Below are 23,414 nucleotides of genomic sequence, written 5' to 3' on the forward strand. Positions count from 1 at the left end.
GACCTGCTGGCGGTTAGTGCAGGTCGAGGTCGATGTAGGCGGGGTCGTGGTCGGATCCGTCACCGCTGATTTGGGTGCGGCGCATGACGTGCGCGGCCGTGACTGTCAGGTCCGGGCTGGTCCAGATCTGGTCGTAGAGGGCGAATGTGGTGACGCCCTTCGCGCGGTGACGGTGCGTCCACATGGTGGGGGACAGGTCGGCGAACTGGTCATCGACCAAGGAGCCGCTGCGCTTGGGGCCGGCGACCGTGGAACCCCGGTGAATCTGCTCGGTAAGGCTGACCTGCCGTAGGCCGCCGAGGCTGGCGGCGTCGGGTTCGTCGTTGAGGTCGCCGGTGACCACGACCCGGCGGGTCAGCCGCTGCCGACGCAGAATCTGCCTGATCGCCGTGGCCTGCTCGGTACGTCGCCGGACGATGTCCTCACGGGCGGCGGCGACCTGGTCGGGGGTGAGGGTGTGCTCGTCGGCGATGAAGTTGCTCTTGAGGTGGTTGACGAAGACGTGCAGCGGTCGGCCGTCCGGGGCGGCGATCTGCGCTTGGAGCAGATCCCGGCCGAACACCGGCTCCCCTTGAGAGTCGGGCCAGAACCGCCACGAGCTGACACGGGTGATCGGTAGCCGGGAGCAGATCGCGACGTCGATACGGCGAGGGTCGTTGCCGTCCACGACGACCCGGTAGCGGTAGTCGACGCCGAGGGGACGCAAGTCGTCATGGTGGAAGGCGTCCAGGGCGTCCTGGTCTTCGACCTCCTGCAAACACAACACGTCCGCGTCGAGTGCGGCGATACGCCGGGCGATCCACGCCCGAGCCTTCGGATCCTTGCCCTGGACGAGCTTGCCGCGGAACGTGCGCAGCACCCCGCTCATCCGTGTGCCGTCAGGCAGGACCACCTCGACCACCGACGGTTGACCGCTCGGCGTGCCGGTCCCGCCCGCTGTGCCGGTAGCGATCTCAGCCACCGGCGGCTTGGCCAGGGACCGAGGAAGCTCCGCCTGGAACGACCAGCGGGAGAACAGGTTGTTGGCGTTGAACGTCGCAATCCTCACCGCCACCGCCGACTTTCCACTCTGACGCTCGATCTTCCCTACGTGAACCCGACGATACGGTCTGTGCTGCTTAGTGGACCGGCAACTATCAGCAAGCCGCCAGTACGCCGCCGTCAGCTTGGGCGGCGGCTGGCTTCGGAGACGCCCCTCCTGACGGCGTTCCGGCGCTACCTTGGCTTTGTGTAGGGAAGATGAGCTGTTCGTGCATGGGCCGGTAGGTATCCCGTCGTTGTTGGCTCCGCTGCACAAGCACGGTGCTAAGCGACAGGCCCACGGCGACGGTTGCGATGACTACACCAAGCAGGTCCTTGTAGGTGCTCACCCACTGAGGTCAGCGACTCATCAGGTTGAACGGACGGCTTGCCGGGGCCGCAACTTAGTCTCGATCTCGTGACGCATCTCGCGGCTCCGGCCCGCCGGATCCGGCCGCAGCCTCCCAGCCCTACCGCCACCACCATCGGGATGCGACTGGGCGTCGAGGACGCGTACTCCAGACCGGCGCGGCGCAGGTAGTACCCCGCCGCCAGACCCCGCCTGCCCACCCCTAACGACCACCACGTCACACGAGCCGGGCACGCTCGACACCTCCCTCGATCCGTAGATCATCCAGCCGAGACGGTAGAAGCGGTGGGCTCCTACACGAACTCACGGTGATCCTGCCCTCGTTCACCAGCTGATCCATGGTGTTTGCTGCAACGATGCAGACGTGGGAACTGTGAAGACTGCGACGCCCGCCATCTCGCCCCTCGCCGGCGAGCCGATCGAACGCGCCGACGCCGAACGGCTCGCGGGAGTGCTCAAGGCGTTCGCCGACCCGGCTCGGCTGCGACTGCTCAGCCTGATCCAGTCGGCTCCGCAGGGGGAGGCGTCCGTCAGTGATCTCACCGCGCCCCTCGGACTTTCCCAGCCGACCGTCAGTCACCACCTGCGGATCCTCACCGAGGCCGGCCTGCTCGAGCGTGACAAGCGCGGCGTCTGGGCGTACTACCGCCTGGTGCCGTCCGCCATCGCCACGATCGCCGACCTGTTGACGCCACCCCGCAAGCGAGTAACGAAGAAGACCCGCTGACCAGCGCCATCGAAGGTCACCGCCGGCGCCGCCTGACCCGGCGTCCGGTCGCTGCGCGTGAGCGGCCTTCACGCCGGAAGAACCCGTCGAACACGCACCTGACCTCGTGGCCGTTGCGTTCCAGGTAGCTGGCCATGACCGTGCCCAGGCTCTGCTCGTCGTCGACCACCAGTACACAGGTCGCGTCCATCCTGCGGTCGTGCCGCTCACCTCGGGGAACGCCAGGGGAGCATTCAGCCTCGCGGAAGCGGTTGCCGGCGGTGCCTGCGGCTCAAAAACGGGCAGCGTGTCTTTCGTGATCTGTGCGGCTGCCGGCTGCCGACGGGCTGGACAGGACAACCGACAGTCGGGGTTCGACCGGGGGCGGGAGTCCGGGAGGCGTAGCTGATTCCATTCGGCTGATCGCCCACCTTGATCGTGGCGACCGTGGCGCGAGTGGCCAGGGCGACGCTCGCGACCAAACGGGTCGCCGGGAGCCCGCCTGCCCTGGGAGCGCGCGTTATACCAGGGCGTAGCGGCGAGTCCACGTAGTCCCGCCGTCGGTGCTCGCCACGATCTCGTCCCCGCTCACCGCCGCGAAGACGGTGGGCTCGTGCGTGGTCAGGGCATGCGGCTGGGCCGGCAGCCGGCAGCGGCCGCGCCGTGCCGTGCCAGTGAACGCTGGTGTCAGCGGGCAGGTCGTTGACCACGTCGACCCGAATCAGATCACCGGCGCGAGCCCTGATCAGCGGACCGGGCAGGTCGTCCGTGCAGCCCAGGTTCGCACCTGCTGCCCGCCCAGGTCGATGGTGACCGGTCGGGGATTCAGCGACGAGGCCACCGTGGCCGCGTCAGGACTGCGTCGGGCCGCCTCGACGCGGGACGTCGGGTCGAGCTGCGGCCTCGCTTGCCGAGGATTGAAGGCATCGCCGGCCCGGTAGGCGCTGGCAGCCGTTCCGACAAGCCCCACCGTGCCCGCCAATCCGACCAGCAACCGACGGCGGGTGATGGCGGGTGTCATGGCATCTCCTCGGTCGACAACGGCGGCGACGGCAATCGCCGGCGCGGCGGTGCTGTCATGAGCGAGTCTCGCTGTGACGGTCCGTATGAGGGGGGTTTCACGGGTGGTTGCCCTGGCTGTTGGGCCCACATCTGGTTCCGACAGATGGGATGCCGCACCCGGACGGCGACCGCCTGCACCGCGAGCCTGACAACGTTGGACGCCTTCGACAGCTAAGCCCGCGGCCGGTTAGGCCCATGCCTAGACACCTGGCTCTGCGAATCAGTGGAATCGTTCACCCCTGCCCCTAGGAGGCGGGCGGGTGTCAACGTCGGCGCAGGATGGCGTGGACTGTTCTGTTGCTGCCGATCTCGGTGATCGTCACGAGTTGCCAGCCTGTCGCCTCGAGCGCCTCGGCCGCGGCCAGAGCTTGGGTCACCTGGTCCGCTCCGACACCGCGGTTCACCGCCACCGACAGCAACCGGTAGGGGTAGCCACGCAGGTCGACGCGGTTGGCGAGGACCGCCTCGGCGGTGACCGTGCGGGTGCGCATGATCTGTTGGGGTGTTTCCTGCGGGCCCACGTCCTGCACCGTAGCCGGATCGTTGACGGGCCGTCCTCCGGGGCCGTCCGCCGGTACGGTCATGGCGTGCGTCACTCGCTGCGTCGCTCTGGTCTGGCCGCCACTCTCACCGCCCTCGTCGCCGTCGCCGGGGTCGGCGGATGCGACCGCGTCGAGGATCCACCGGACGCCGCACCCACGACTCAACCGTCGACAGTTGCGCCGGCCAGCCCTTCATCAGCCGCCGGGCCCTCCTACGCGGCCGACGGACTGGACCTGTGCGCACGCACGAACCTGGCGCCGCTGGCGGACCTGGAGTTGACGGTGACGCGCGCCGACCCGAAGCCGCCAGTCGGGCGACCCGGCGCGGCCTGCCTGTTCGAGATGCGCACGAGGACGGGACACCAGGCGAACCTGCGAATCGAGGCGTCCACGCCCGCGACCGCGAACGAGGCCCGCCATCTGTATCGGGGTACGCGGCAAGCGACGGGGATGACCCCGGCGGGCTCGGTGACCGGGGTGGGGGAGGAGGCAGAGGCCTTTACCAAGCAGTCGAGTCCCGGGTTCAAGTACGCCGAGTACATGGTGCATGCCCGAAGCGGTAACCTGGTGGTGAAGGTGTGGCTTGCCGTGGGCGGCGACTCGTTCACCCCCACCAAGACCTTGGCCGAGAAGTCCCTGGCCATCCTGACCGCGACGCAGGCGGCGATCCCGACGGCCTGAACCCACCCGCGCGATGCGGCGGGAGGCGCTATCCGCGCACCGCGTGCGGCCACTGACCGCCGGGCAGCTTCGAGTGGTCCCCGACCTGCGTGGCGATGTCCCGCACGTTGCCCAACGCGTCAACGAACCGCTGCCCGATCGTTAGCAGGGTGTCGAGGCCGTCGGTGACCAGGTCACCGACAGACTTGGCGAGCGTGGAGATGGCCCAGGGCAGATCGATGACCGTGCCCGCCTCGGTCGCGGCCTGCACGAGCTTGCCCGCCAGCCCGGTGACGATCTTGGCTAGTTCCACGGCGTAGTCGACGTTCGCCTTAGCGATGTTGAACAGCCACTGGCTGATGAACTCCGACTTGAGCACCGTCTCGTCGACGGCGGCCTTCTGCTTCACCGCCTTGGCGGTGTAGGCGCTCGCCGCGTCGCCGGTCCACTTGGCGAGGTTCTCGTTCACCGGCTCGGTGGTGACGAACGACAGCTCGGAGACAGGCGTCTTCACGTCGTTAACCCACCGGAAGCTGATATTGATCAATGACAGGACGGGTATCTGGTGTTCCAACGCTCGGTCGACCCGGTCGAGCACACCGTCCAACGCGTTGCGGACGCTATCGAGGTTGTGCTTGATCCACCACAGCGCCGCCGGGCCCAGCAGCCACTTCCAGTCGTTGACCTGCTCGACGATCTTGTTGAACGTGCCCACCGCGGTGTCGATGCCGGAGCGGATCTGGTCGAACGCCTTGTTCAACGGCTCGCCGTACTCGAGGTCAGTCGTCGTTGGCTGCACGTGCTCGTGTCCTCCCGGTCAGGCCGTGTAGATCTTGTTGAGATCGAGCGAAATGATCTCATCGGCGCGGTCGTACTCGTCGGCGATCCGCCGCAGCGCCTCCCCGACCTGCTCGAACTCCACCACCGCCCCACCGAGAACCTCGACCATGAAGGCGTGGAAGTCCCGGTACGCCATCGAGTGGATCAGCGTGTTCGCGTCCCCGATGAAAAACGCCGACGCGTCCAGGTCCAGCTGCTCTGCTGCGGTCTTGATGGCGGCGATCCGATCGGACAGGGTCAACCACTTGCCGCCCTCGTCGCGGACCGCGTCGGTGATGACGTTCAGTTCCTTCATCGCGGGCACCTCACGATCGATCCCGGGAACGGACCAGGGCGCAGGTCCGCAAGAGCGAAAGGGCTTCGAACTGCAACTGCCCGGCGTCCAGACCGGCAACCCGGTCAGGATCGCCGGCGACAGCCACGATGCTGCCGGCCCGAAGCCGAGCGGTGAGGCCTCCGTGAGGGCTGGTAACGGTCTGCTCGGCGACCGCCTCCGGCTGCCGGGCCAACCGGTCCAGGTCGGTGTCAATGTCGTGCAGGGTGCGCCACACCCGACGCAGCCACAGATGCTCATCCACCTCATCGGCGGTTGCCGACTCCGGCCCGGAGACGGCCGGGGAGACCACCACCGGCTCGCGCCGCAGCTGTCGCGCGGCCGCGGCCTCCAGCGCGGACTGCACCCCCCTCGCGTACGCCTCGAACACCGCGTCCCCGACGGCAGCGGGACCGACCCGGCGGCGCCAGTCCCGGCTGACCGTCACCTCCCGCACCTCGCCGTCGTCGCCGACGAGCACGGTGACCGTCCCAGTCTGATCCCGCCCGGCGTGCGGGCCGGTCAGTTGGTGAGCGTCCCGCTCCTGGAGCGCGCCCTCGGCGTTAGCGCGCAACTGGGCGTCGTCTCCGAGGACGTCCAGACTCGCCAAGGACAGGCGTACGTTGCGTCTGTCGCGCTGCATCTTCCCCCGACCATCACACCGACCAACGCGGCCCACATGCGCCTGCCACAACCAAGCAAGCACCACCGTACGACAAGCCCCCGCCACTGGGGGACCCCATGATCGCTCGGCCACCTCCGACCACCACCCAGATCCTGATATCGGACTGTCAGGCACGCCCTACCTACCCCGGCACGGACTGACAATCGTCTGTCATCGATCATCAACCGAAACGGGCCATACTGACTCCCATCGCGGTCGATTCGGCCGCCCGGCCCAATACTGGAGTCCAGAGGGGATCAACATGCGGGTTACGCGGGTGATCGCGGGGCTGACAACCGTTACCACTGCCGCTCTAGGGCTGAGTTTGGTGACCGCCCACCCCGCCGCAGCCGCGGAGAGAGGCGCGTGGCGTGCCTATGGCAACACCAACCCGATCACCTCCAGCTCCAGCACGTGGAAGTGCGGCGTCACCGGGACGGTCGCCATCAACGTGGTCGCCCAAGCCTGCGCGATCCGCTCACCCGGCGGGCAATACGTACAGGGGGCAGTGATCGTTCGCAACAACCGATCCAGCCTCTACTCAGCGACGGCAAATACCGACCTGAGAAACGAGAACGGCCAATTCCTGGGGGAGTGGGAATGCCCATCGTCCGGGGTTGCGGCGAACTCGTGGTCCGTATGCTTCGGGCAGACTATCTACGAGTATCTCTCTGTGCTGTCGGAAGGCATGGTCAACGGCGGATACCTCGAGTGGTCACCGTACGTCTGAACTTGGCCGCGTCGATATGGCACGAAGCCGGGGCGTTCCCACATCCGATTCGGCCCGCAGTGGCTCGATGGTGTCAGCAGTGGGCTACGACTGCTTCGAGCCCGGCCGTGTTCGCGGTGGCTCCAAACGCCGCCTGTCGTCCAGGAACTCCATGCGGCCGTCTTCGAGGACCGGCGGATGCAGGCGCCGCCTCTCGTTCAGCGTTGCCGGGTTTTCCATCCGGCTGATCGCTGGTGTGGAGGGCGCAGCTGTCGTGGTCGGCCCTTACGTTGCCTAACGGGCCGGGGTGGCACAGGCTAAGTCGCGTCAGTGCGTATCGCAGTCAACATAGTTACGGTGGGCGACCATGTCGCCAGTCTTCTACCTACCTGCCCGATTTGTGGTGTCAGGTTGTGACGGGTCTTTACACCTGTTCTTAGGGATCTTTAAGGTCGCCGTGATCTTCCAGCTTGATCACGGGGGCTGCTGTGGATACGTGGGTGAGGTCTGTCCTGGTTCGGCGGGTCGGGGGTCGGGGTAGGTGGTCGCTGGCTGTCGTGGCGGCGCTGGCCGTGGCGATGGGGCAAGCGGTGGCTGTCGCTCAGCCGGTGCTGGCTGCGGCGCCACCGCTGGTACAGCAGCGGCCTGCCGGGCAGTTGGAGGCGGGGGACGAGTCGTCGGCGATGGCGCTGGCGTATCGGTCCCGCAAGCCGGTGCTGGTAACGGGTCTGACCTCGCCGACGTCGATGGTGTGGGCGCAACCGGATGGGACGTTCCGGGCGGAGATGCATTCGTCGCCGGTGCGGGTGGCGTCGGCGACGGGTTGGGTTGCTGTTGACCTGACGCTGGAGCGGAAGGCCGACGGGTCGGTGGCGCCGAAGGCTCACCCGTATGGGCTGTGGCTGTCGGGCGCGAGGTCGGCGGAGTCTGACGCGTTGGTGCGTGTGGGCCCAGGTGCGCAGCGGACGACGCTGGGCTGGCGCGGAGCGTTGCCGGAGCCGCAGCTCGACGGACCGAAGGCCCTCTACCCAGATGTGAAGCCGGACGTGGACCTGGTTGTCGAGGCGCGACCGACCGGCTTTCAGTATTCGTTCGTGGTGAAGACGCCGCAGGCCGCGGCGGGCATGGCGACGGTGAGCATGCCCTGGTCCCAGGGCGAAGAGACAGCGCCTGCGAGCAGGTTGACGGGGCCGGAGCCGCCGGTGGCGGTGTCGCAGGGGGAGATGTGGGACTCGCGGCTGTCGGAAGCGGGCGAGCCGCTGCATCACGCCCCTGTTGATGTGTCGACTGAGGTGGTCAGCGGCCGCACCGAGCTGGTACTCCGTCCCAACCAGGAGTTTTACGAGGATCCCGGGCTCACCTTCCCGGTGACCATCGACCCGTCGATCAACTTCAGTCCCTCGTTCGACACGTATGTGCAGGACACGATCTCCAGCACGGACAAGTCCGGCGATGACGAGTTGCGGTTGGGTTATAGCGATGACGCGGACGAGGGCTGTGGTAGTGGGTGTCTCGCCCGGTCCTTTCTGAGCTTCCGCAATCTGGGCGGCTACTCGGGGACGACGGTGCTGTCGGCGGAGCTGTTCTTGTGGAACTTCTACTCCTGGCAGTGCGACGCGGCGTCCTGGCAGACGTGGCGAGTTGGCGCAGTCAACTCCTCGGTGCGGTGGGGGAGCCAGCCCTCGTGGATCAAGCACAACGGCACATCGAGTGGCACGGCCGGCTACAACTCGAACTGCGGGGATGACTGGGTGTCCGCCTCAGTGAAGGACGTGTTCCAGACGGCCTTCACCGGCGACGACGATGTCGCCTATGTGGGGCTGCGCGCGAGCAGCGAGACGAACCACAGCGGGTGGAAGAAGTTCCACTCCTCAGAGGCGTCGAAGAAGCCCTACGTGCAGGTGGTCTACAACCGGACGCCGAACGTGCCGACCGGGCTAGCGGTGGACTCCTGCTACTCGTCATGTGCCTCGCCGGCGGTCGTCCGCTCGGGTAAGCCGCAGCTGTCGGCGACGGTGTCGGATCCGGACGGCGGCACGCTGCGCGCCGAGTACGAGGTCTTCGATCAGACCGGCACCACGGTGAAAGCGAGATCGGGCACCGCGCTGACTGGTGTTGTGTCGGGTACCGCGAAGCCGTGGCGTGTCGTTCCGCTGTCCGGCACCACGTTGCCTGATGGGAGCTACGCATGGCGGGCGAAGGCGTGCGATTCGTACACCTGCGGCGGCTGGTCCGGCTGGTTCTACTTCGACGTGATCACTTCCGATCCGGCTGCGCCGACCGTGACCGGCACCCCATACGCCGAGGCATCGACGGGCACGTGGAACGGCGGCCCCGGCCAGGCGGGAACCTTCACCTTCGGCCAGCCGCTGGTCGGAGGCGTTGAGGAGTACGTCTACAGCCTGAACGATGGACCGTCGGTGACCGTGCCCGCGGGTGTGCCTCAAGCGGAGCAGCTCACGCTCAATCAGCGGCAGGTGTCGACCGACCTGACGGGATTTTCGGGCCACAATGCCACGATCGCTCGGGACACCACCCGGGGGCATGACAGCGGGGAGTCCTTGACGGTGACGCCGCTGGCGTCGGGTGGGACGCCCACGGCGTCGCAGGGCGACACGTTCGCCTCGCTTGGCGGCGACTACGGGGGCATGCGGCTGGGCATGTACGCTGGCCAGCGGTACTCGATCACCGGTTGGATCTACGTTCCCGCCAGCACGGGATTGAATACCACGGGCACCTACGGGACCAGCCGCGGCTTGCGGATCGTCGCCTTCTACAAGACCGGTACCACCACGGTCGAGGTCGCCTCAGCGAAGGCCACGGTTACCGACGGTTGGCAACGACTGTCCCTGACCCTGAAGGTTCCTGCTGACGCGACAGAGGCGTTTGTCCGGCTCTACAACGGCTTCTCCACAGGGCAGACCAGCAAGCCGGTGTACTGGGACGACCTGTCCGTGCGACGGCTCCTGTTCACCTACACCACCCAGACGATCACGCCGACCAGCGACCTTCTCAATGTGCTGTCAGTGCAGGCGCGAAACGAGGCGGGAGCGACGTCCGACCCCCGCATCTACCAGTTCCTGGTCAACCCCAGTGACGGCAGTTGGACCTGGACCTTCGACAACGACCCTCCAGGGAATGCCGCCTCAGTGCCGGATACCGTCCCCGCAGCGCACAGCCCGACCGGCGTAGCGCCGCTGACACCGGGACGTGTCGGCGACGGTGCGGTGTCTCTCGATGGGACGGGCGACCTGACCACCGCATCACCAGTGCTTAACACCAGCCATACCGCCGGGTTCACGGTGGCCGCCTGGGTACAGCTGACCAACTTGACCACTGCACGAACGGCCCTCGCCCAGCTGGGTAGCACCACGGAGATGTTCCGACTCGGCTATCGCAACGATCGAGACGTCGACGGCGACTCGGTCGCGGACCAAGCCTGGTGCTTCACCCTCACCCGTTCGGACTCCGCGACGGCAGACGAGGTCAACGCCTGCACCACCGACGGGGTCACTCAAGACGTGTGGGTCAGCCTGGTCGGCGTCTACGACAAACCCGCCGGCGAAATGCGGCTCTATGTCAACGGCGCCGCGAACGTCGATGGAACGGAAGTCACTCTCCCCTACAGCAGCGGCTGGTCCGCCACCGGAGCGTTCACGATGGGACGCGGCTTCGGAAACGCCGGAAGGTGGATTGGTGGCCTCGATCATGTCTACGCCGTGCAGCGAGTATGGGCCACCACCGAGATCAACCGACACGCCGCGCTGTGATCCCACGATGACCTCATCCCAACGCTCTATGCCTGCCTTCACCTCTCGCAGGAAGGGAACTCCCGTGACGTCTGCTGATGCCACGCCCCTCACCGCTCGACGCCCGACGATGCGGGGCCGAATCGCCGGCGCGCTGGCCCTGGTTCTCGCGGCGACCCTCGCGCAGGTGCCGGCTGACGCGGCAGCGGCAGCGCCATGGAATCCGCCGAAGCCACAAGAGACCACCGGTATTGCGGTGACGCCGGTCAAGCACACGGTGCGCCCGTCCTGGACCGCGAAGGACCGGGAGGCGAAAGCACCAGCCAAGGTCACTTGGCCGGCGGGCGGCTCCGCCACCGTCGACCTGACCGGCGCCACAGCCCGCACCTCCGACGGCACCAGCGCGGCGGGTGCGCTGCCGGTCCGAGTTCGGGCCGCATCGGCGCCGGGAGCGGCGGCGCGCGACGCCGCCGGCCGGGACGCGGTGCCGGTCGCACGGGTCAAAGTTGAGGTTGCCGACCGCGCCGCCACCGCACGTGCCGGTGTCTCCGGGCTGGTAGCCAGGATCGCACGTACCGACGGACGCCGGCAGGCTGGTGTGGTCGAGGTGGACTTTGACTACTCGGCTTTCGCCGGGGCGTACGGCGGTGACTGGGCCTCACGGCTTCGCGTCATCTCGCTGGCCGACGGCAAACAGCTGCCCAGCCGCAACGACCTGACGTCTCAAACAGTGTCGGCGACCGTGCCGCTCGCTGCCACCGGCACTGCCACCACCGTCGCCCTGGCCGCGGCCGCCTCGGGTGATAACGGCGATTACTCCGCGACCAGCCTGTCACCGGCCGCGACGTGGCAGGTGTCGGCGCAGACCGGCGACTTTTCCTGGTCGTACCCGGTCAATGACCCGCCCGCTATGGGGGGTCCCGAGCCGGGCTTGGCCTTGTCCTACTCGTCCTCATCGGTTGATGGGCGGTCGGCCGGCACGAACACGCAGGGCTCGTGGATCGGTGACGGGTGGGAGCTGTGGCCGGGCTTCATCGAACGGAAGTTCAAGGCCTGTGCGGACGACAAGAAGGCAATCCGGGGCGGCGAACCCAACAACAAAGACATCTATGGCGGTGACCAGTGCTGGTACAAGCCGGAAGGCAACGCCACCGTATCGCTGAATGGCAAGGCCACCGAACTGGTCATGTCGACCGGCAACACCTGGAAAGGCGTTGCCGACGATGGGTCGAAGATTGAACTGCTGACGGACACCAAATTCGACAACGGCGACGCCGACGGCGAGTACTGGAAGCTCACCAAGCCTGACGGCACCCAGTACTTCTTCGGCCGCAACCGCGGGCAGGGCGGATCGTCCGCCACGACCGCGACGAACTCGGCATGGACCCTGCCGGTGTACGGCAACCATCCCGACGAGCCTGGGTATGCGGCCGGGGACTTCGCGGGGTCCCGCACCACGCAGGCATGGCGGTGGAACCTCGACCTGGTCGTCGATCCGCAGGGCAACTCCATGACCTACTTCTACGAGAAGGAAGGCGGAGCCTACGGCCGCGAAGGCGACAAGGACAAGCGCACCACCTACGACCGCGGCGGCTACCTCACCCGCATCGAGTACGGCAGCCGCACCGACGACCCTTCCACCACCCGCCCCGCCGCCCAGATCCTCTTCGACACCGCCGACCGCTGCGAGAGCAACTGCTGGTCCGGCACCGACCCGGTCACCGCGTCCTGGCTGGACACCCCCTGGGACCAGTACTGCAAGGCCACCCCCTGCACCGAGCAACTCTCGCCCACGTTCTGGACCGCCAAACGCCTGTCCCGCATTCGCGCGCAGGTCTACTCCGGCACCGGCACCACCTACCAGGACATCGAGTGGTGGACCCTGCGACACACCTACCTCCAGTCAGGGGCCAACGAGGGCAAGCCCATGTGGCTGGCCGGCATCACCCGCACCGGCAAGGTCACCACCGCCGGCGGCGCCGAGGCCAGCGACCCGGAAATCGTCTTCGATCCAGGTGAAGAAGCCCTCGCCAACCGTGTCGACGGCGGTTCGGCCGACGGCCGGTCGAACCTGTTCCGCTACCGCATCAACACCATCACCACCGAAACCGGTGCGCAAATCAGCGTCACCTACTCGCCCACCGAATGCACCCGCAGCACCCTGCCGACTGTGCACGCCAACACCAAGCGCTGCTACCCCCAGTACTACGGCCCAAAGGGCGTCGAACCCGTCCTGGACTGGTTCCACAAGTACCGCGTCGACCGCGTCGACGTGTACGACAACACTGGCGGCTTCAGCCACGAGCAAACCAACTACGACTACCTCGACACCCCCGCCTGGCGCTACGACGACTCGGAGTTGACCGACGAGGAGAAGCGCACCTGGGGCGAGTTCCGCGGCTACGGCAAGGTTCGTGTCCGCACCGGTCTCGAGTCTGGCGTCCAGTCCGCGACGGAGTTCCTGTACTTCCGCGGGATGGACGGCGACAAGCAACCCGGCGCGGGCGACGACGAGAACGACCCACCCACGGGCACCCCTCGCGACGTGTGGATCACCGACTCCCAAGGCAGCAGAGTCGAAGACCATGACGCCTACTCGGGCACGATCCGAGAGGAGACGACCCTGCTAGGCGCCGGTGGAACATGGATCTCCGGCACCATCACCACTCCAGGTAAACAGGGACCCACGGCGACGTCGGGGCCGCTCAAGGCGTGGATGACCTACACCGACACGGTGCGCAGCCGCATGAAGATGTCCAACGGCACCACGCGCTGGACCAAGACAGTCACCACCGTCAACGCCGACAACCTTCCCACGGAAGTTGACAACCTCGGCGACGAGTCAACCCCCGACGACGACACCTGCACCCGCACCTGGTACGCGCGTAACGCCTCAACCTGGATGCTCGACCTGCCGAAGAAGACCGAAACGGTCGGGGTGAACTGCTCCTCCAACCCGACCCTGCCGGGTGACATGCTGGCGTCGGTCCGCACCACCTACGACGCTGACACCAACAATTGGGACACCTACCTCCCGGTGAAGGGCAACGTCGCCAAGGTCGAAGTAGTTGACTACTGGGACGGCACCACCCCCGTCTGGGCAACCGTCGGCCAATCCAAGCACGACGCCATCGGCCGCGTTACCGAAAGCACCGACGCGCTCGGTCGCACCTCGACCACCGCCTACACCCCTGCCAGCGGTGGCCCCGTCACCGCGATCACCAGCAGCAACCCTCTGCAGCAGTCCAGCACCATCACCTACGCCAGCGCCTGGCACCTCCCCACCGCTGTGGTCGACGCGAACGGCATCCGCACCGACCTCACCTACGACGGACTCGGACGCCTTACCAAGGTGTGGCTACCCGGACGTTCCAAGACCAGCTACCCCAACGGTCCCAGCACCGAATACACCTACCTGGTCCGCAACACCGCGCCCACCGCCATCACCACCAAGACGTTGATGCCCGTCGGCACCAGCACCTACGCCACCTCCATCACCCTGTATGACGGGCTCCTGCGAGCCCGCCAGGTTCAGACGCAGGCACCAGGGGGCGGCCGTACGGTGACCGACACCGTCTACGACTCGCGCGGCCTGCTCGAGTGGTCCTCGGCCCCGTACTACGACACGACGAACACCCCGCCCAACACCACCCTCTACGGCGGCCCCGGCACCCCCGCCATCCCCGCGCTAACCGAGAACATCTACGACGGCGCCGGCCGGTTGACTAACTCGATCTTCAAGGTCGGTGTGAACGAGACCTACAACGAGAAGTGGCGCACCGTCACCACCTACAACGGCGAGAAGACCAGCACCCTCCCACCCGAGGGCGGCATCGCTACCACCACCATTACCGACGCCCGCGGCAAGACCACCACCCTGCGCCAGTACAAGAACCGCGCCGACGTCGGCAGTGACGACCCCGCGACCTTCGACGCGTCCCACTACCGCTACACCGACCGCGGTGAAACCTCCACCATCACCGACCCCGCCGGCAACACATGGCGCTACCACTACGACCAGCGCGGCCGCAAAATCAAGGACGAAGACCCCGACCGGGGCATCACCACCTACACCTACAACACCGCCGGCGAACTCACCACCACGACCGACGCCGAAGAAAAGGTGCTCGCCTACAAGTACGACGACCTCGGCCGTACGACCAGCGTCCACGAAGGCTCCGCCACGGGACCCAAGCGCGCCGAGTGGACGTATGACACGCTCACCAACGGCATCGGGAAACTGACCAGGTCGACTCGCTACGAGCCAGCCGGCTCGACCAACGCCTACACCAGCGAGATCACCGCGTACGACGCCGCTGGGCGACCGACCTCCAGCAGCGTCACCATCCCGGCCTCCGAAGGCGGCCTCTGCGCATCCGGCACACTCACCCCCTGCACCTACACCTACACCACGACCTACCGAGCCAACGGCCAAGTCGCCACCGCCGAACAACCCGCAGCCGCCGGCCTGGCAAAGGAAAAGCTGACCTACACCTACAACGAGGTCGGCCTGCTCAACGGCATCTTCTCCCCGTCCCAGATCTACCTCTACGACGCGACGTACAACAGGCAGGGACGCCTCAGCCAGCAGATGACCGGAGAGTTCGGCAAGCGAACCGCCACCACCCACATCATCGATCCACACACCGGCCGCCTGACCAACACCACCGCCACCCCCGAGCTGAAGCCCGAAATCTTTAACTTCGAGTACAGCTACGACAACGTCGGCAACCTCGAAAAGATTAAGGACACACCCGCCGGCGGCACCTCAGACACCCAGTGCTACGACTACGACTACCTGCGCCGGCTCACACATGCCTGGACCCCCGCCAACGGCGACTGCACACCCACTCAACGCAGCATCGATAGTCTCGGCGGCCCCGCAAAGTACTGGCACTCCTACACCTACTACCCCGGCACCGACAACCGGCACATCGAAACCCACCACAACACCACCTCCACCACCCGCACCTACACCTACCCCGCCCAAGGAGGGACCCCCGGGTCTCGGCCGCACGCCGTCACCGCCGTCGAAACCACCGGCGCCGCCACGAAGAGCGAAAACTTCACCTACCACGACACCGGCAACACCAAAACCCGACCCGGGCCCAACGGAACCCAGGAACTCACCTGGGATCACGAGGGACGACTCTTCGCGGTCGCAGACGACACCGGCACAACCAGCTACGTCTACGACGCCGACGGTAATCGAATCATTCGCCGGGACCCGGCTGGCTCGACGCTCTATCTGCCCGGCGGCACCGAAGTCCGCAAACCCACAACGGGCACCGCCATCGGAACTCGCTACTACAGCGGACCGACCGGCGCGATCGCGATCCGTACGTCGACCGGCAGCCTCGACTGGATCGCCAGCGACCACCACGGAACCGCCGAGGCCACCATCAACAACACCACCCTCACCGCCACCCGACGTCGCAGCTACCCCTTCGGCGGGGACCGCGGAGCTCCCCCGGCCGCATGGCCCGCAGCCATGGACAAGGGCTTCCTCGGCGCAACCGCTGACAACACCGGACTCACCCACCTCGGCGCTCGCGAGTACGACCCCCAACTCGGCAAGTTCATCTCCGTCGACCCCATCCTCAATATGGCCGACCCCCAACAATGGAACGGCTACGCCTACTCCCACAACAACCCCGCAACCTTCAGCGACCCATCCGGCCTCATCGACTCCGACTGCACTGAAATCCCCGGCGGCTGCCCAGGATACGAGCCCGGCAACGAGAAGAAGAATCGCGACCGGAAAGATCGCGGAGGCTGCTGGCCCCTCAGCAATTGCGGCCAGCTTCCGGTTAACGAGGATCCCTACGACCCCGACACTTGGACAGACGAAATGCCCGACGGGCGCGACGCGCCTGGGAAGGGCTACGTCACACTCGAAGTCTGGGCGCAGCTGTACTACAACACCCACATCAGCAACCTCACCGCGGTCCAACTCGAGCGCGCACGCTGGGACGTCTTCTGCTACAACTACGGCGACATCTGCAGCCAAATGATGGCAGCAGACCAGGCGGCATTCGAAAACTTCCTAGGCGAAGTATCCGGCGTCAACGACGCCGTGGATTGCTTCAACGGGAGCATCGGAGGCTGCGCATGGACCGCCGTCGGCCTTGTCCCAATTGGCGGAAAAGTAGCCACCGGCCTGAAGGGTACCGTGAAGGGCGGCGGGGCAGCCGCAGACGGCGCCAGAGCCCTCTGCAGCTTCTCCGGCGAAACAAATGTACTCATGGCCGACGGAAGCGCCAAGCCTCTACATGCAATTCGAGTCGGCGACATGGTCATCGCTCGAGACCCCGAAACGGGCGAGCAGGGCGCGCGCGAAGTCACTCATGTATGGATCCACGAGGACCGACTTTATGAACTGCGTCTGGAAAACGGGAGCGCGATCGAAACCACGGAAGATCACCCATTCTGGAGCCAAGCTGATCGGCAATGGCGTCGAGCCAAGGAACTAGTTCCGGGTGACCTTCTGTCTGCGTGGCCCAACCGTACGGTGCAGGTCGGGGAACGGGCGAAAGGGCTCGGTCGCGATGAGATCCTTTACAACCTCACCGTGGCAGGAATTCACACCTACTATGTGATAGTCGGCAACGCCTCTGTGCTCGTGCACAATACGTCAGGGGCTTGTAAGTACGAGGACATTACCGATCCAAATAGCCGTATCGCAAACAGGCTTACTGGCGTCGGTCATGAGGAGTTTGGTGATACCCTGATGTCGAATGGGTGGAGCAGGTCGGTGTCGAAGGATGGTAATGTTCAAATCTTCCAGAAGGACGGCGCAAAGTACGCACTTCGAGGTAACGCCAAGACCTATGATGGTTGGACCGCAGAGTTCACGCCAGCTGGTGCTAAGAAGGCCACTCTAAAGATCCGGCTGGGAGGTTGAATTGAGTTCTAAATTGGCGTCAAGTCCTCAGGAGTTTGAGGCAATTCGCGAGGCTGTTGCAGGGGCGTTCGATATTCATGCTCGTCTGCCGGATATGGTGTTCAGGAGGCCTTCGTCAACCTCGCTATTCTGTGAATACGAAGCGTTGTTTGCGGCGGACTTCTGGCCCGCTCTGACGGCGGTAGCAGCTGTTCACGATGATCAGGTAGTCCACCTGGTCGTGCTCGAGCCGAGTACGGCAACATACTATGTGCCCGAGTACAGGATGTACCCGGCATTCTCGCTGTCTGTGAAGTCGCATGAGGACTGCTATTGGGATGCCTTGAATGAGGAGCCGGGTGGCGATATTACGGGTGCCATCATTCATTCTGCCAACGTAGTCGCCTTAGCGGGACGCTCAGCGAGCTGGGGTGTCTGGGGTGATCGTGGTCTGGGTATCGCGGTAGTGCAAGGTATGCCTATGGATGGCGACGCGGGAAGTTGGCGTACAAGGTATGGGCCGTTCTTGGAGGTTCAAGGTGCATTGGCGCACTATGTCGCTCCCAACTTCGGCGGCCGGGTGCCGTCCGACCTGGCCGGAGCGTTGGTAAGTCACTTCACTAACAAAGGGTAGTGCTATGTAGGCCCTGAGCGCATGTTTGTGATGGGGTTATCAGCTCCAGGTGAAGGTGCGGCGGGCTTGCCGTCGGGCTGGTCGACCGCGGGTGATGTGGCGGGTCATGCCGGCGATGGCTGCCCACCGGATGAGGCTTCGGAGACGGCCGGGTGGCGTTCGTAGTCGCGGGCCAGCCGGCGGGAGGCGGTGAGCCAGGCCAGGGTGCTTTCCACGACCCAGCGGCGTGGGTGGATCGCGAAGCTGCGCTGGTCGGCGGACTTGCGGACGATCTCCAGCGTGGTGCGCAGGGTATCGCGGGTCCAGTCGACCAAGCGCCCGGTGAAGCCTTGGTAGGCGAAGACGTGCCGGATCGGGGCGGTCATGTAGGCGCCCAGCAGTGCGGTCTTGGCGCCGTCGCGGTCCTGCCAGCTCTCGGCGAGTACGGTGACGGTGACCAGCAGGCCCAGGGTGTCGGTGATGATGAACCGCAAGCGGCCGTTGATCTTCTTGCCCGCGTCGTAGCCCCGGCTGCCTCGCCCGACGGTGTCAGCGCCCTTCACCGTCTGGGAGTCGGTGATCCCCGCCGACGGCTCCGGAGCTCGGCCCTGCTGCACCCGCACCTTGACCCGCAGCGTGGCCAGGAGTCTCTCCGTCACGCCGGCTTCTTCCCACCGGGTGAAGTACCAGTACACCGTCTGCCACGACGGCAGATCAGCGGGCAAGTACCGCCACGGGCAACCCGGCCGCACCACGTACAAGATCGCGTTGACGATCTCCCGCCGCGGGTGCTTCTCCCGCCGGCCGTCCGTGTTCGGCTCCGGCAACAGCGGCTCGATCAGCGCCCACTGGGCGTCGGTCAGGTCGGAGGGGTAGCCACGACGAGCAGACACCGCGCCAGGTTCTCGTTGTAACCGACACTCAGCTGCCTACCCTTCCCGGTCGTCGTCTGGAGGGTACGACCGACACGCGGACCTTTGGGGAGCGCGATCGAGCGCTGACCGGCGAGAATCGACTTGTGTCGAACTCTCCCGCGGCATCGGCTCACCGACTATTCGTCTGGCCCATGCTGCTGACCGCATGCACGCTGGTGGGCTGCTGGGGGTGGCTACGTGGATACACGGTCTTTCGTGATCCGGCCTGCGGCTGGCGGCGGTGGGCGGGCGTCGTCGCGCGGGTGGCGGTGCTCGCAGCCGCGTTCAGGGCGGCCAACCTGCCGGGCTCTGTGCGCTGGTGGGGCTTTGCCGTGATCATGCTTTGCGGGGCGCTGGGCTGGCTGGCGTTCCTGCGTCTCAGGGAGGACCGGGATGATCCCTGACGACTGCAGTACTTCGATTGTTATGGTTACGATCCAAAGACGGGTTGTCCCGGCGGCTGTGGCTCAACTGACAACGTCAACTGGGGCAAGAAGAATGGCAAGACTAGCACCAAATCAAAGCGTAAGCGGAGCAAGGTCGAGATCGGCTCCTGGGTGCCGACCGTCGAGGACGTTCGGGCCCGCCAGATGCCGCCCACCCTGCTGTTCATCCGGGTGCCCGAGGGCAAGGCCGGGAAGAACCGGCTCCACCTCGACGTCAGCCCGATCGACCGCAGCACCGACGACGAGGTGACCAGATTGCTCGGCCTCGGTGCCACCAGGACGGACGTGGGCCAGGGCACAGACCGGAACTGGGTGGTCATGGCGAACCCGGAGGGCAACGAGTTCTGCGTCCTGCGCACCCTGGCGCCCCAGGACTAGACCGGGCGCGGGCACCCCCACCCCGTCCACACGCGGCAACCGTCACCTTGCCGAGAAGACCTCGTCGTCAGCTCCTGGTCAGCATACGGCCGTCACACGCGACGGCCGCTCGGCCGCGGATGGCGCGCCCTCGGCGCGGCGCTACGGCAGCGACAGGGCCGGGTCGACGACCGCCCGGTGCGGCGCCGGCACCTTCCGGCCGCGCACCCTCCAGGTCGGAGCTCGGGGGGCGGCGGTGGGCGAAGACATGCAGGCGGAGCACCAGGAACCGCCCGGCTCCGGCGAGTCCGGAGGCGCCGAGGTAGACGGCCTGCTCCCAGCGGATACCGGCCGACGGCTGCACCGCGTGCAGGGCGAGGATGGCAGCCGAGGTGACCAGATAGGCGGCGGTGGCCGAGCCGGCGGACTGCAGGTGCTGGTGCCATCGCGCGCGCCGACCGGTGCCGAAGGTGAACCGGGCGTGCAGTTCCGTGCCGAGCAGCGTGGATGCCACGGTGATCAGCGCGTTCGCGACGGCCCATGGCATGAGCGTGGCCACCGCCGACACCGCGATGCTGGAGGCGAGCCCGACACCGCCGCCGAACAGAACGAACCTGGCGAACGAGCCGAATGCGCTCGGGCCCACCGGTCGAGCTTCGGACGCTCCGGCTGGCTTCGGCGGTAGCGGCGCCGCGGTCGGCTCACCGTCGCGCCCCGGAGCAGCGCGGCGGCGATCGGGTCGCAGCATCGACGGAACGTCCGAACGGGAGCATCTCCCTCGACCGGCCTGCCGGTGCCGCTGCGGCCGGCAGCGCGCGCCGGTCGCGGCCATGCCGGCCAGCCGCCTGCCCGGCACTCCTCGCCGGAACAGCGGAGATCGGGGCGGCGGTGTCCTGCTTCGCATCATGCTCTCCAACGGGCGGTCGTGGCTGGTGCTCCGCGGCTCGTGTCCGCCGCGCACACCGACCATGGCTGCCACCACTGACACCGCCCTATCAGCGCGCTGACGCGGCCGGCTCACCCGCAGCAGCGCGATGTCAGCAGCGCGGAGCGGTGGCCGCTTCACCTGGCCTCCGCCGGCCGGAGCTGGCGCTCGGTCAGCGCCGGGTGAGCGGGGTCTCGGACGCGATCCGGGTCAGCTTCTCGGGGTTGCGGACGTAGTAGAGGCCGGTGATGCGGGCCTCCTCGACCCGGACCGCCATGATGCCGTCGAGCTCGCCGTCCAGGCGTACGAGCAGTGCCGGGCTGCCGTTGACCACCGTCGGTTCGGTGGTGAGCGTGCCGTCGACCCTGTCCAGGCCCCGGAAGAACATGCGGGCCACCTTCTCGACGCCGGTGATCGCCCGCAGCGCGGCGTGCTTGACGCCGCCACCGTCGCTCACCAGGACGACCTCCGGGGCGAGCACGTCGAGCAGGCCCTGCAGGTCCCCGGTTTCGATCGCGCGCTGGAACGACTCCAGCGCCGCCCTGGTCTCGCTCGGCGAGACCACCCCACGGGGGCGGCGGGCATCGACGTGCCGGCGGGTGCGGTGCGCGATCTGGCGCACCGCCGCGGGGCTCTTGTCGAGGGCGGCGGCGATCTCGTCGTAGCTGATGCCGAACGCCTCGTGCAGCACGAAGACGGCGCGCTCGGTGGGCGACAGGGTCTCGAGGAGGATCATGAGCGCCATCGACACGCTCTCGGCGAGTTCGACGTCCTCGGCCACGTCCGGGGTGGTGAGCAGCGGTTCGGGCAGCCAGGGGCCGACGTACGCCTCCTTGCGGCGGCTCATCGTGCGCAGCCGGTTGAGCGACTGCCGGGTGGTGATCCGGACCAGGTAGGCGCGCTGGTCGCGTACCTGCTCCAGGTCGGCCTTGACCCACCGCAGCCAGGTCTCCTGCAGCACGTCCTCGGCGTCGGCCGCCGATCCGAGCAGCTCGTACGCGACGGTGAAGAGCAGGTTGCGGTGGGCGACGAAACTCTCCGTCGCCGGGTCAGTGCCGTGGTCGCTCATCTCGACCTCTCTGCTCGGTGGGCGTGCGATCCGCCCCGATCGGGAGTGGGACACCAGCCGGCCATCTCGACGATGATCCGTCATCGCGGCCGCTGACGAACGCCTGCGTGCGGCGACGCCCGACCCGGGCGTCGCCGCACGACCCGCGCTCGGATCCGTTGCGCTCGGCCGGACCGAGTGGGGGTGCCTCGCCGGGGCGGTCCCGCGCCGGCCGGCGCCCGGCCGGGCCTCGCTAGACCCGTGGCGCGCCGGCCGGTGCGCCGCCGCGCCTGGCCCGCAGCACCTCCTGGCGCTTGTCGTCCTTGACCCAGGTGAGCGAGCCGGGCTTGCGTGCCTCGTTCGCCAGGTGCCTGACGGTGTGCGTGCAGACGAACTCCTTGAGCTTCGCGCCGGGCCGGCCGCCGAGGTGGACCCCGGTCGCGGTGTCGTCCCTGGCGGCGAACTGGAAGATGCCCGCGCGCCGGCCCAGGCTGATGCACTGGCCGAAGAAGCCCAGGTTGATGGGCGCGGGTCGGTCACCCGCGATCCGGCTGAGCACGGTGTCGGCGGCGTGTGCGCCGATTCTCGTGGCGGCCTGGCAGCTCATCCGGAACGGCAGGTCCGAGGGGGCGGCCGCGTCCCCGGCCGCGACGATGCGCGGGTCGTCCACGCTGGTCAGCGTCTCGTCGGTGAGCAGCCGGCCCAGGGCATCGGTGCGCAGCCCGCTGCGCTTGGCCAGGTCCGGCACCCCGAACCCGGCGGTCCAGATGGTCACCCGGCTGGGCAGCTCCCGGCCGTCAGCCAGCCGCACGGCGTCGGGCGTCACCGCCGTCACCGTCGCCTCGGGGCCTTCGAGCACGGTCACCCCGAGCCGGGCCAGCCGCTTGGCGACCGAGCGTCGGCCGCGCGGGTGCAGGTACGGGCCGAGCACCCCGCCGCAGGCCAGGGTCACCCGGCGGCCCGCCTCCGCCAGCTCGGCGGCGACCTCGATGCCGCTCGGTCCGGCTCCGACGACCGTGACCGTGGCCGTCGCCGGCGCGGCGGCAACGGCGGTACGCAGCCGCTGGGCGTCCTCCAGGCTGGCGATCGGGTACGCGAACTCGGCCGCTCCGGGCACGCGCAGGTCCGCACCGCCACTGCCCACCGCGTAGATCAGGTAGTCGTAGTCGAGCGTGCCGCCGGACGCCACCGTCACGCTGCGCGCGGTGGGGTCGATCCGGGTCACCGTGTCGACCACCAACCGGACGCGTCCGGCCAGGACGTCCCGGTAGTCGACCACCGCGCCGTGCGAGCCGCCGACCAGTTGGTGCAGGCGGATCCGTTCGACGAAGCTCGGGCGCGGGTTGACCAGGGTCACTGTCACGTCGTCGCGCTGCGTCAGGCGGTTGGCGGCCAGGACGCCGGCGTATCCGCCGCCGATCACGACCACGTCGGTACTGCCCATCATGGTGTCTCCTCCGTCTGGCGGGATTCGGCATCGAGACACCGCCCGGTCGAGCCGCGTGACGGCGGGTGAAGCAGATCACGCCGCCCCGGGCTCGCTCCCTCCCGCGGGGGAGAAACCTCCCCTCCCTTCGGGAGTCGGGGCCCGGT

The 23,414-nt window shown here is 67.3% G+C and carries 17 protein-coding genes and 1 pseudogene; 7 read left to right on the forward strand and 11 right to left on the reverse strand.

The annotated features are described in order from the left end of the window. Positions 1-13 precede the first annotated feature (13 nt). The gene (locus tag SM577_RS19695) at positions 14-1,054 is read right to left on the reverse strand and encodes an endonuclease/exonuclease/phosphatase family protein (RefSeq protein ID WP_474587650.1); all 1,041 of its coding nucleotides are present in this window, start codon (positions 1,052-1,054) and stop codon (positions 14-16) included. Between the two features lie 700 nt (positions 1,055-1,754). Here SM577_RS19695 and SM577_RS19700 point away from each other — a divergent pair. Further along, positions 1,755-2,117, forward strand: a complete 363-nt coding sequence (locus SM577_RS19700; RefSeq protein ID WP_474587651.1) for an ArsR/SmtB family transcription factor — start codon at positions 1,755-1,757, stop codon at positions 2,115-2,117. Positions 2,118-2,133: 16 nt separating this feature from the next. Here the strand turns inward: SM577_RS19700 and SM577_RS19705 are convergent, their stop codons facing one another. The 3 genes and pseudogenes from SM577_RS19705 to SM577_RS19715 form a co-directional block, all read right to left on the reverse strand. Continuing rightward, positions 2,134-2,307: a hypothetical protein gene (locus SM577_RS19705; protein WP_474587652.1), complete on the reverse strand. Its 174-nt coding sequence runs from the start codon at positions 2,305-2,307 to the stop codon at positions 2,134-2,136. Between the two features lie 448 nt (positions 2,308-2,755). Further along, positions 2,756-3,117: pseudogene (locus tag SM577_RS19710) on the reverse strand (multicopper oxidase domain-containing protein); the annotation flags it as partial. 304 nt (positions 3,118-3,421) lie between these two features. Further along, positions 3,422-3,679, reverse strand: coding sequence for a transcriptional regulator (locus SM577_RS19715; protein ID WP_474587653.1), 258 nt, complete (start codon positions 3,677-3,679; stop codon positions 3,422-3,424). Positions 3,680-3,745: 66 nt separating this feature from the next. On the opposite strand from SM577_RS19715, the gene SM577_RS19720 reads away from it, so the two are divergent. Next, entirely contained in the window at positions 3,746-4,381 is a 636-nt protein-coding gene (locus tag SM577_RS19720; RefSeq protein ID WP_474587654.1) for a hypothetical protein, read from the forward strand. 28 nt (positions 4,382-4,409) lie between these two features. Here SM577_RS19720 and SM577_RS19725 read toward each other — a convergent pair whose 3' ends face one another. The 3 genes from SM577_RS19725 to SM577_RS19735 are packed head-to-tail and all read right to left on the reverse strand — an operon-like array spanning position 4,410 to position 5,994. Then, positions 4,410-5,159: a hypothetical protein gene (locus SM577_RS19725; protein WP_474587655.1), complete on the reverse strand. Its 750-nt coding sequence runs from the start codon at positions 5,157-5,159 to the stop codon at positions 4,410-4,412. Between the two features lie 18 nt (positions 5,160-5,177). Beyond that, positions 5,178-5,495, reverse strand: a complete 318-nt coding sequence (locus tag SM577_RS19730; protein ID WP_474587656.1) for a hypothetical protein — start codon at positions 5,493-5,495, stop codon at positions 5,178-5,180. Between the two features lie 10 nt (positions 5,496-5,505). Continuing rightward, positions 5,506-5,994, reverse strand: coding sequence for a hypothetical protein (locus tag SM577_RS19735; protein ID WP_474587657.1), 489 nt, complete (start codon positions 5,992-5,994; stop codon positions 5,506-5,508). A 460-nt stretch (positions 5,995-6,454) separates the two neighbouring features. On the opposite strand from SM577_RS19735, the gene SM577_RS19740 reads away from it, so the two are divergent. The 3 genes from SM577_RS19740 (at position 6,455) to SM577_RS19750 (ending at position 17,539) form a co-directional block, all read left to right on the forward strand. Next, the gene (locus SM577_RS19740; protein ID WP_474587658.1) at positions 6,455-6,907 is read left to right on the forward strand and encodes a hypothetical protein; all 453 of its coding nucleotides are present in this window, start codon (positions 6,455-6,457) and stop codon (positions 6,905-6,907) included. 536 nt (positions 6,908-7,443) lie between these two features. Continuing rightward, positions 7,444-10,656, forward strand: a complete 3,213-nt coding sequence (locus tag SM577_RS19745; RefSeq protein ID WP_474587659.1) for a LamG-like jellyroll fold domain-containing protein — start codon at positions 7,444-7,446, stop codon at positions 10,654-10,656. 64 nt (positions 10,657-10,720) lie between these two features. After that, positions 10,721-17,539 carry an RHS repeat-associated core domain-containing protein gene (locus SM577_RS19750; RefSeq protein WP_474587660.1) on the forward strand — a complete coding sequence of 2,273 codons (6,819 nt, stop codon included), beginning with the start codon at positions 10,721-10,723 and terminating at the stop codon, positions 17,537-17,539. A gap of 717 nt (positions 17,540-18,256) precedes the next feature. Here SM577_RS19750 and SM577_RS19755 read toward each other — a convergent pair. Further along, positions 18,257-19,024: an IS5 family transposase gene (locus SM577_RS19755; protein WP_474587661.1), complete on the reverse strand. Its 768-nt coding sequence runs from the start codon at positions 19,022-19,024 to the stop codon at positions 18,257-18,259. A 173-nt stretch (positions 19,025-19,197) separates the two neighbouring features. Between SM577_RS19755 and SM577_RS19760 the strand changes: the two genes are divergently transcribed. Together SM577_RS19760 and SM577_RS19765 are read left to right on the forward strand one after the other, a co-directional pair. After that, entirely contained in the window at positions 19,198-19,449 is a 252-nt protein-coding gene (locus SM577_RS19760; protein ID WP_474587662.1) for a hypothetical protein, read from the forward strand. 153 nt (positions 19,450-19,602) lie between these two features. Beyond that, positions 19,603-19,869 (forward strand): VOC family protein, encoded by a 267-nt coding sequence (locus SM577_RS19765; protein ID WP_474587663.1) that lies wholly within the window; start codon positions 19,603-19,605, stop codon positions 19,867-19,869. Positions 19,870-19,936: 67 nt separating this feature from the next. Here SM577_RS19765 and SM577_RS19770 read toward each other — a convergent pair whose 3' ends face one another. The 3 genes from SM577_RS19770 to SM577_RS19780 all read right to left on the reverse strand — a co-directional run bounded on the left by SM577_RS19770 (position 19,937) and on the right by SM577_RS19780 (position 23,268). Beyond that, a complete protein-coding gene (locus SM577_RS19770) occupies positions 19,937-20,494 on the reverse strand; it encodes a GtrA domain-containing protein (protein ID WP_474587664.1) in 558 nt (185 codons plus the stop codon). A gap of 451 nt (positions 20,495-20,945) precedes the next feature. Then, entirely contained in the window at positions 20,946-21,842 is an 897-nt protein-coding gene (locus tag SM577_RS19775; protein ID WP_302921277.1) for an RNA polymerase sigma-70 factor, read from the reverse strand. A gap of 232 nt (positions 21,843-22,074) precedes the next feature. Continuing rightward, complete coding sequence (locus SM577_RS19780; RefSeq protein WP_474587665.1) at positions 22,075-23,268, reverse strand: NAD(P)/FAD-dependent oxidoreductase; 1,194 nt, start codon at positions 23,266-23,268, stop codon at positions 22,075-22,077. Between the last annotated feature and the right edge of the window lie 146 nt (positions 23,269-23,414).

The organism is Micromonospora desertarenae, assembly GCF_056150265.1.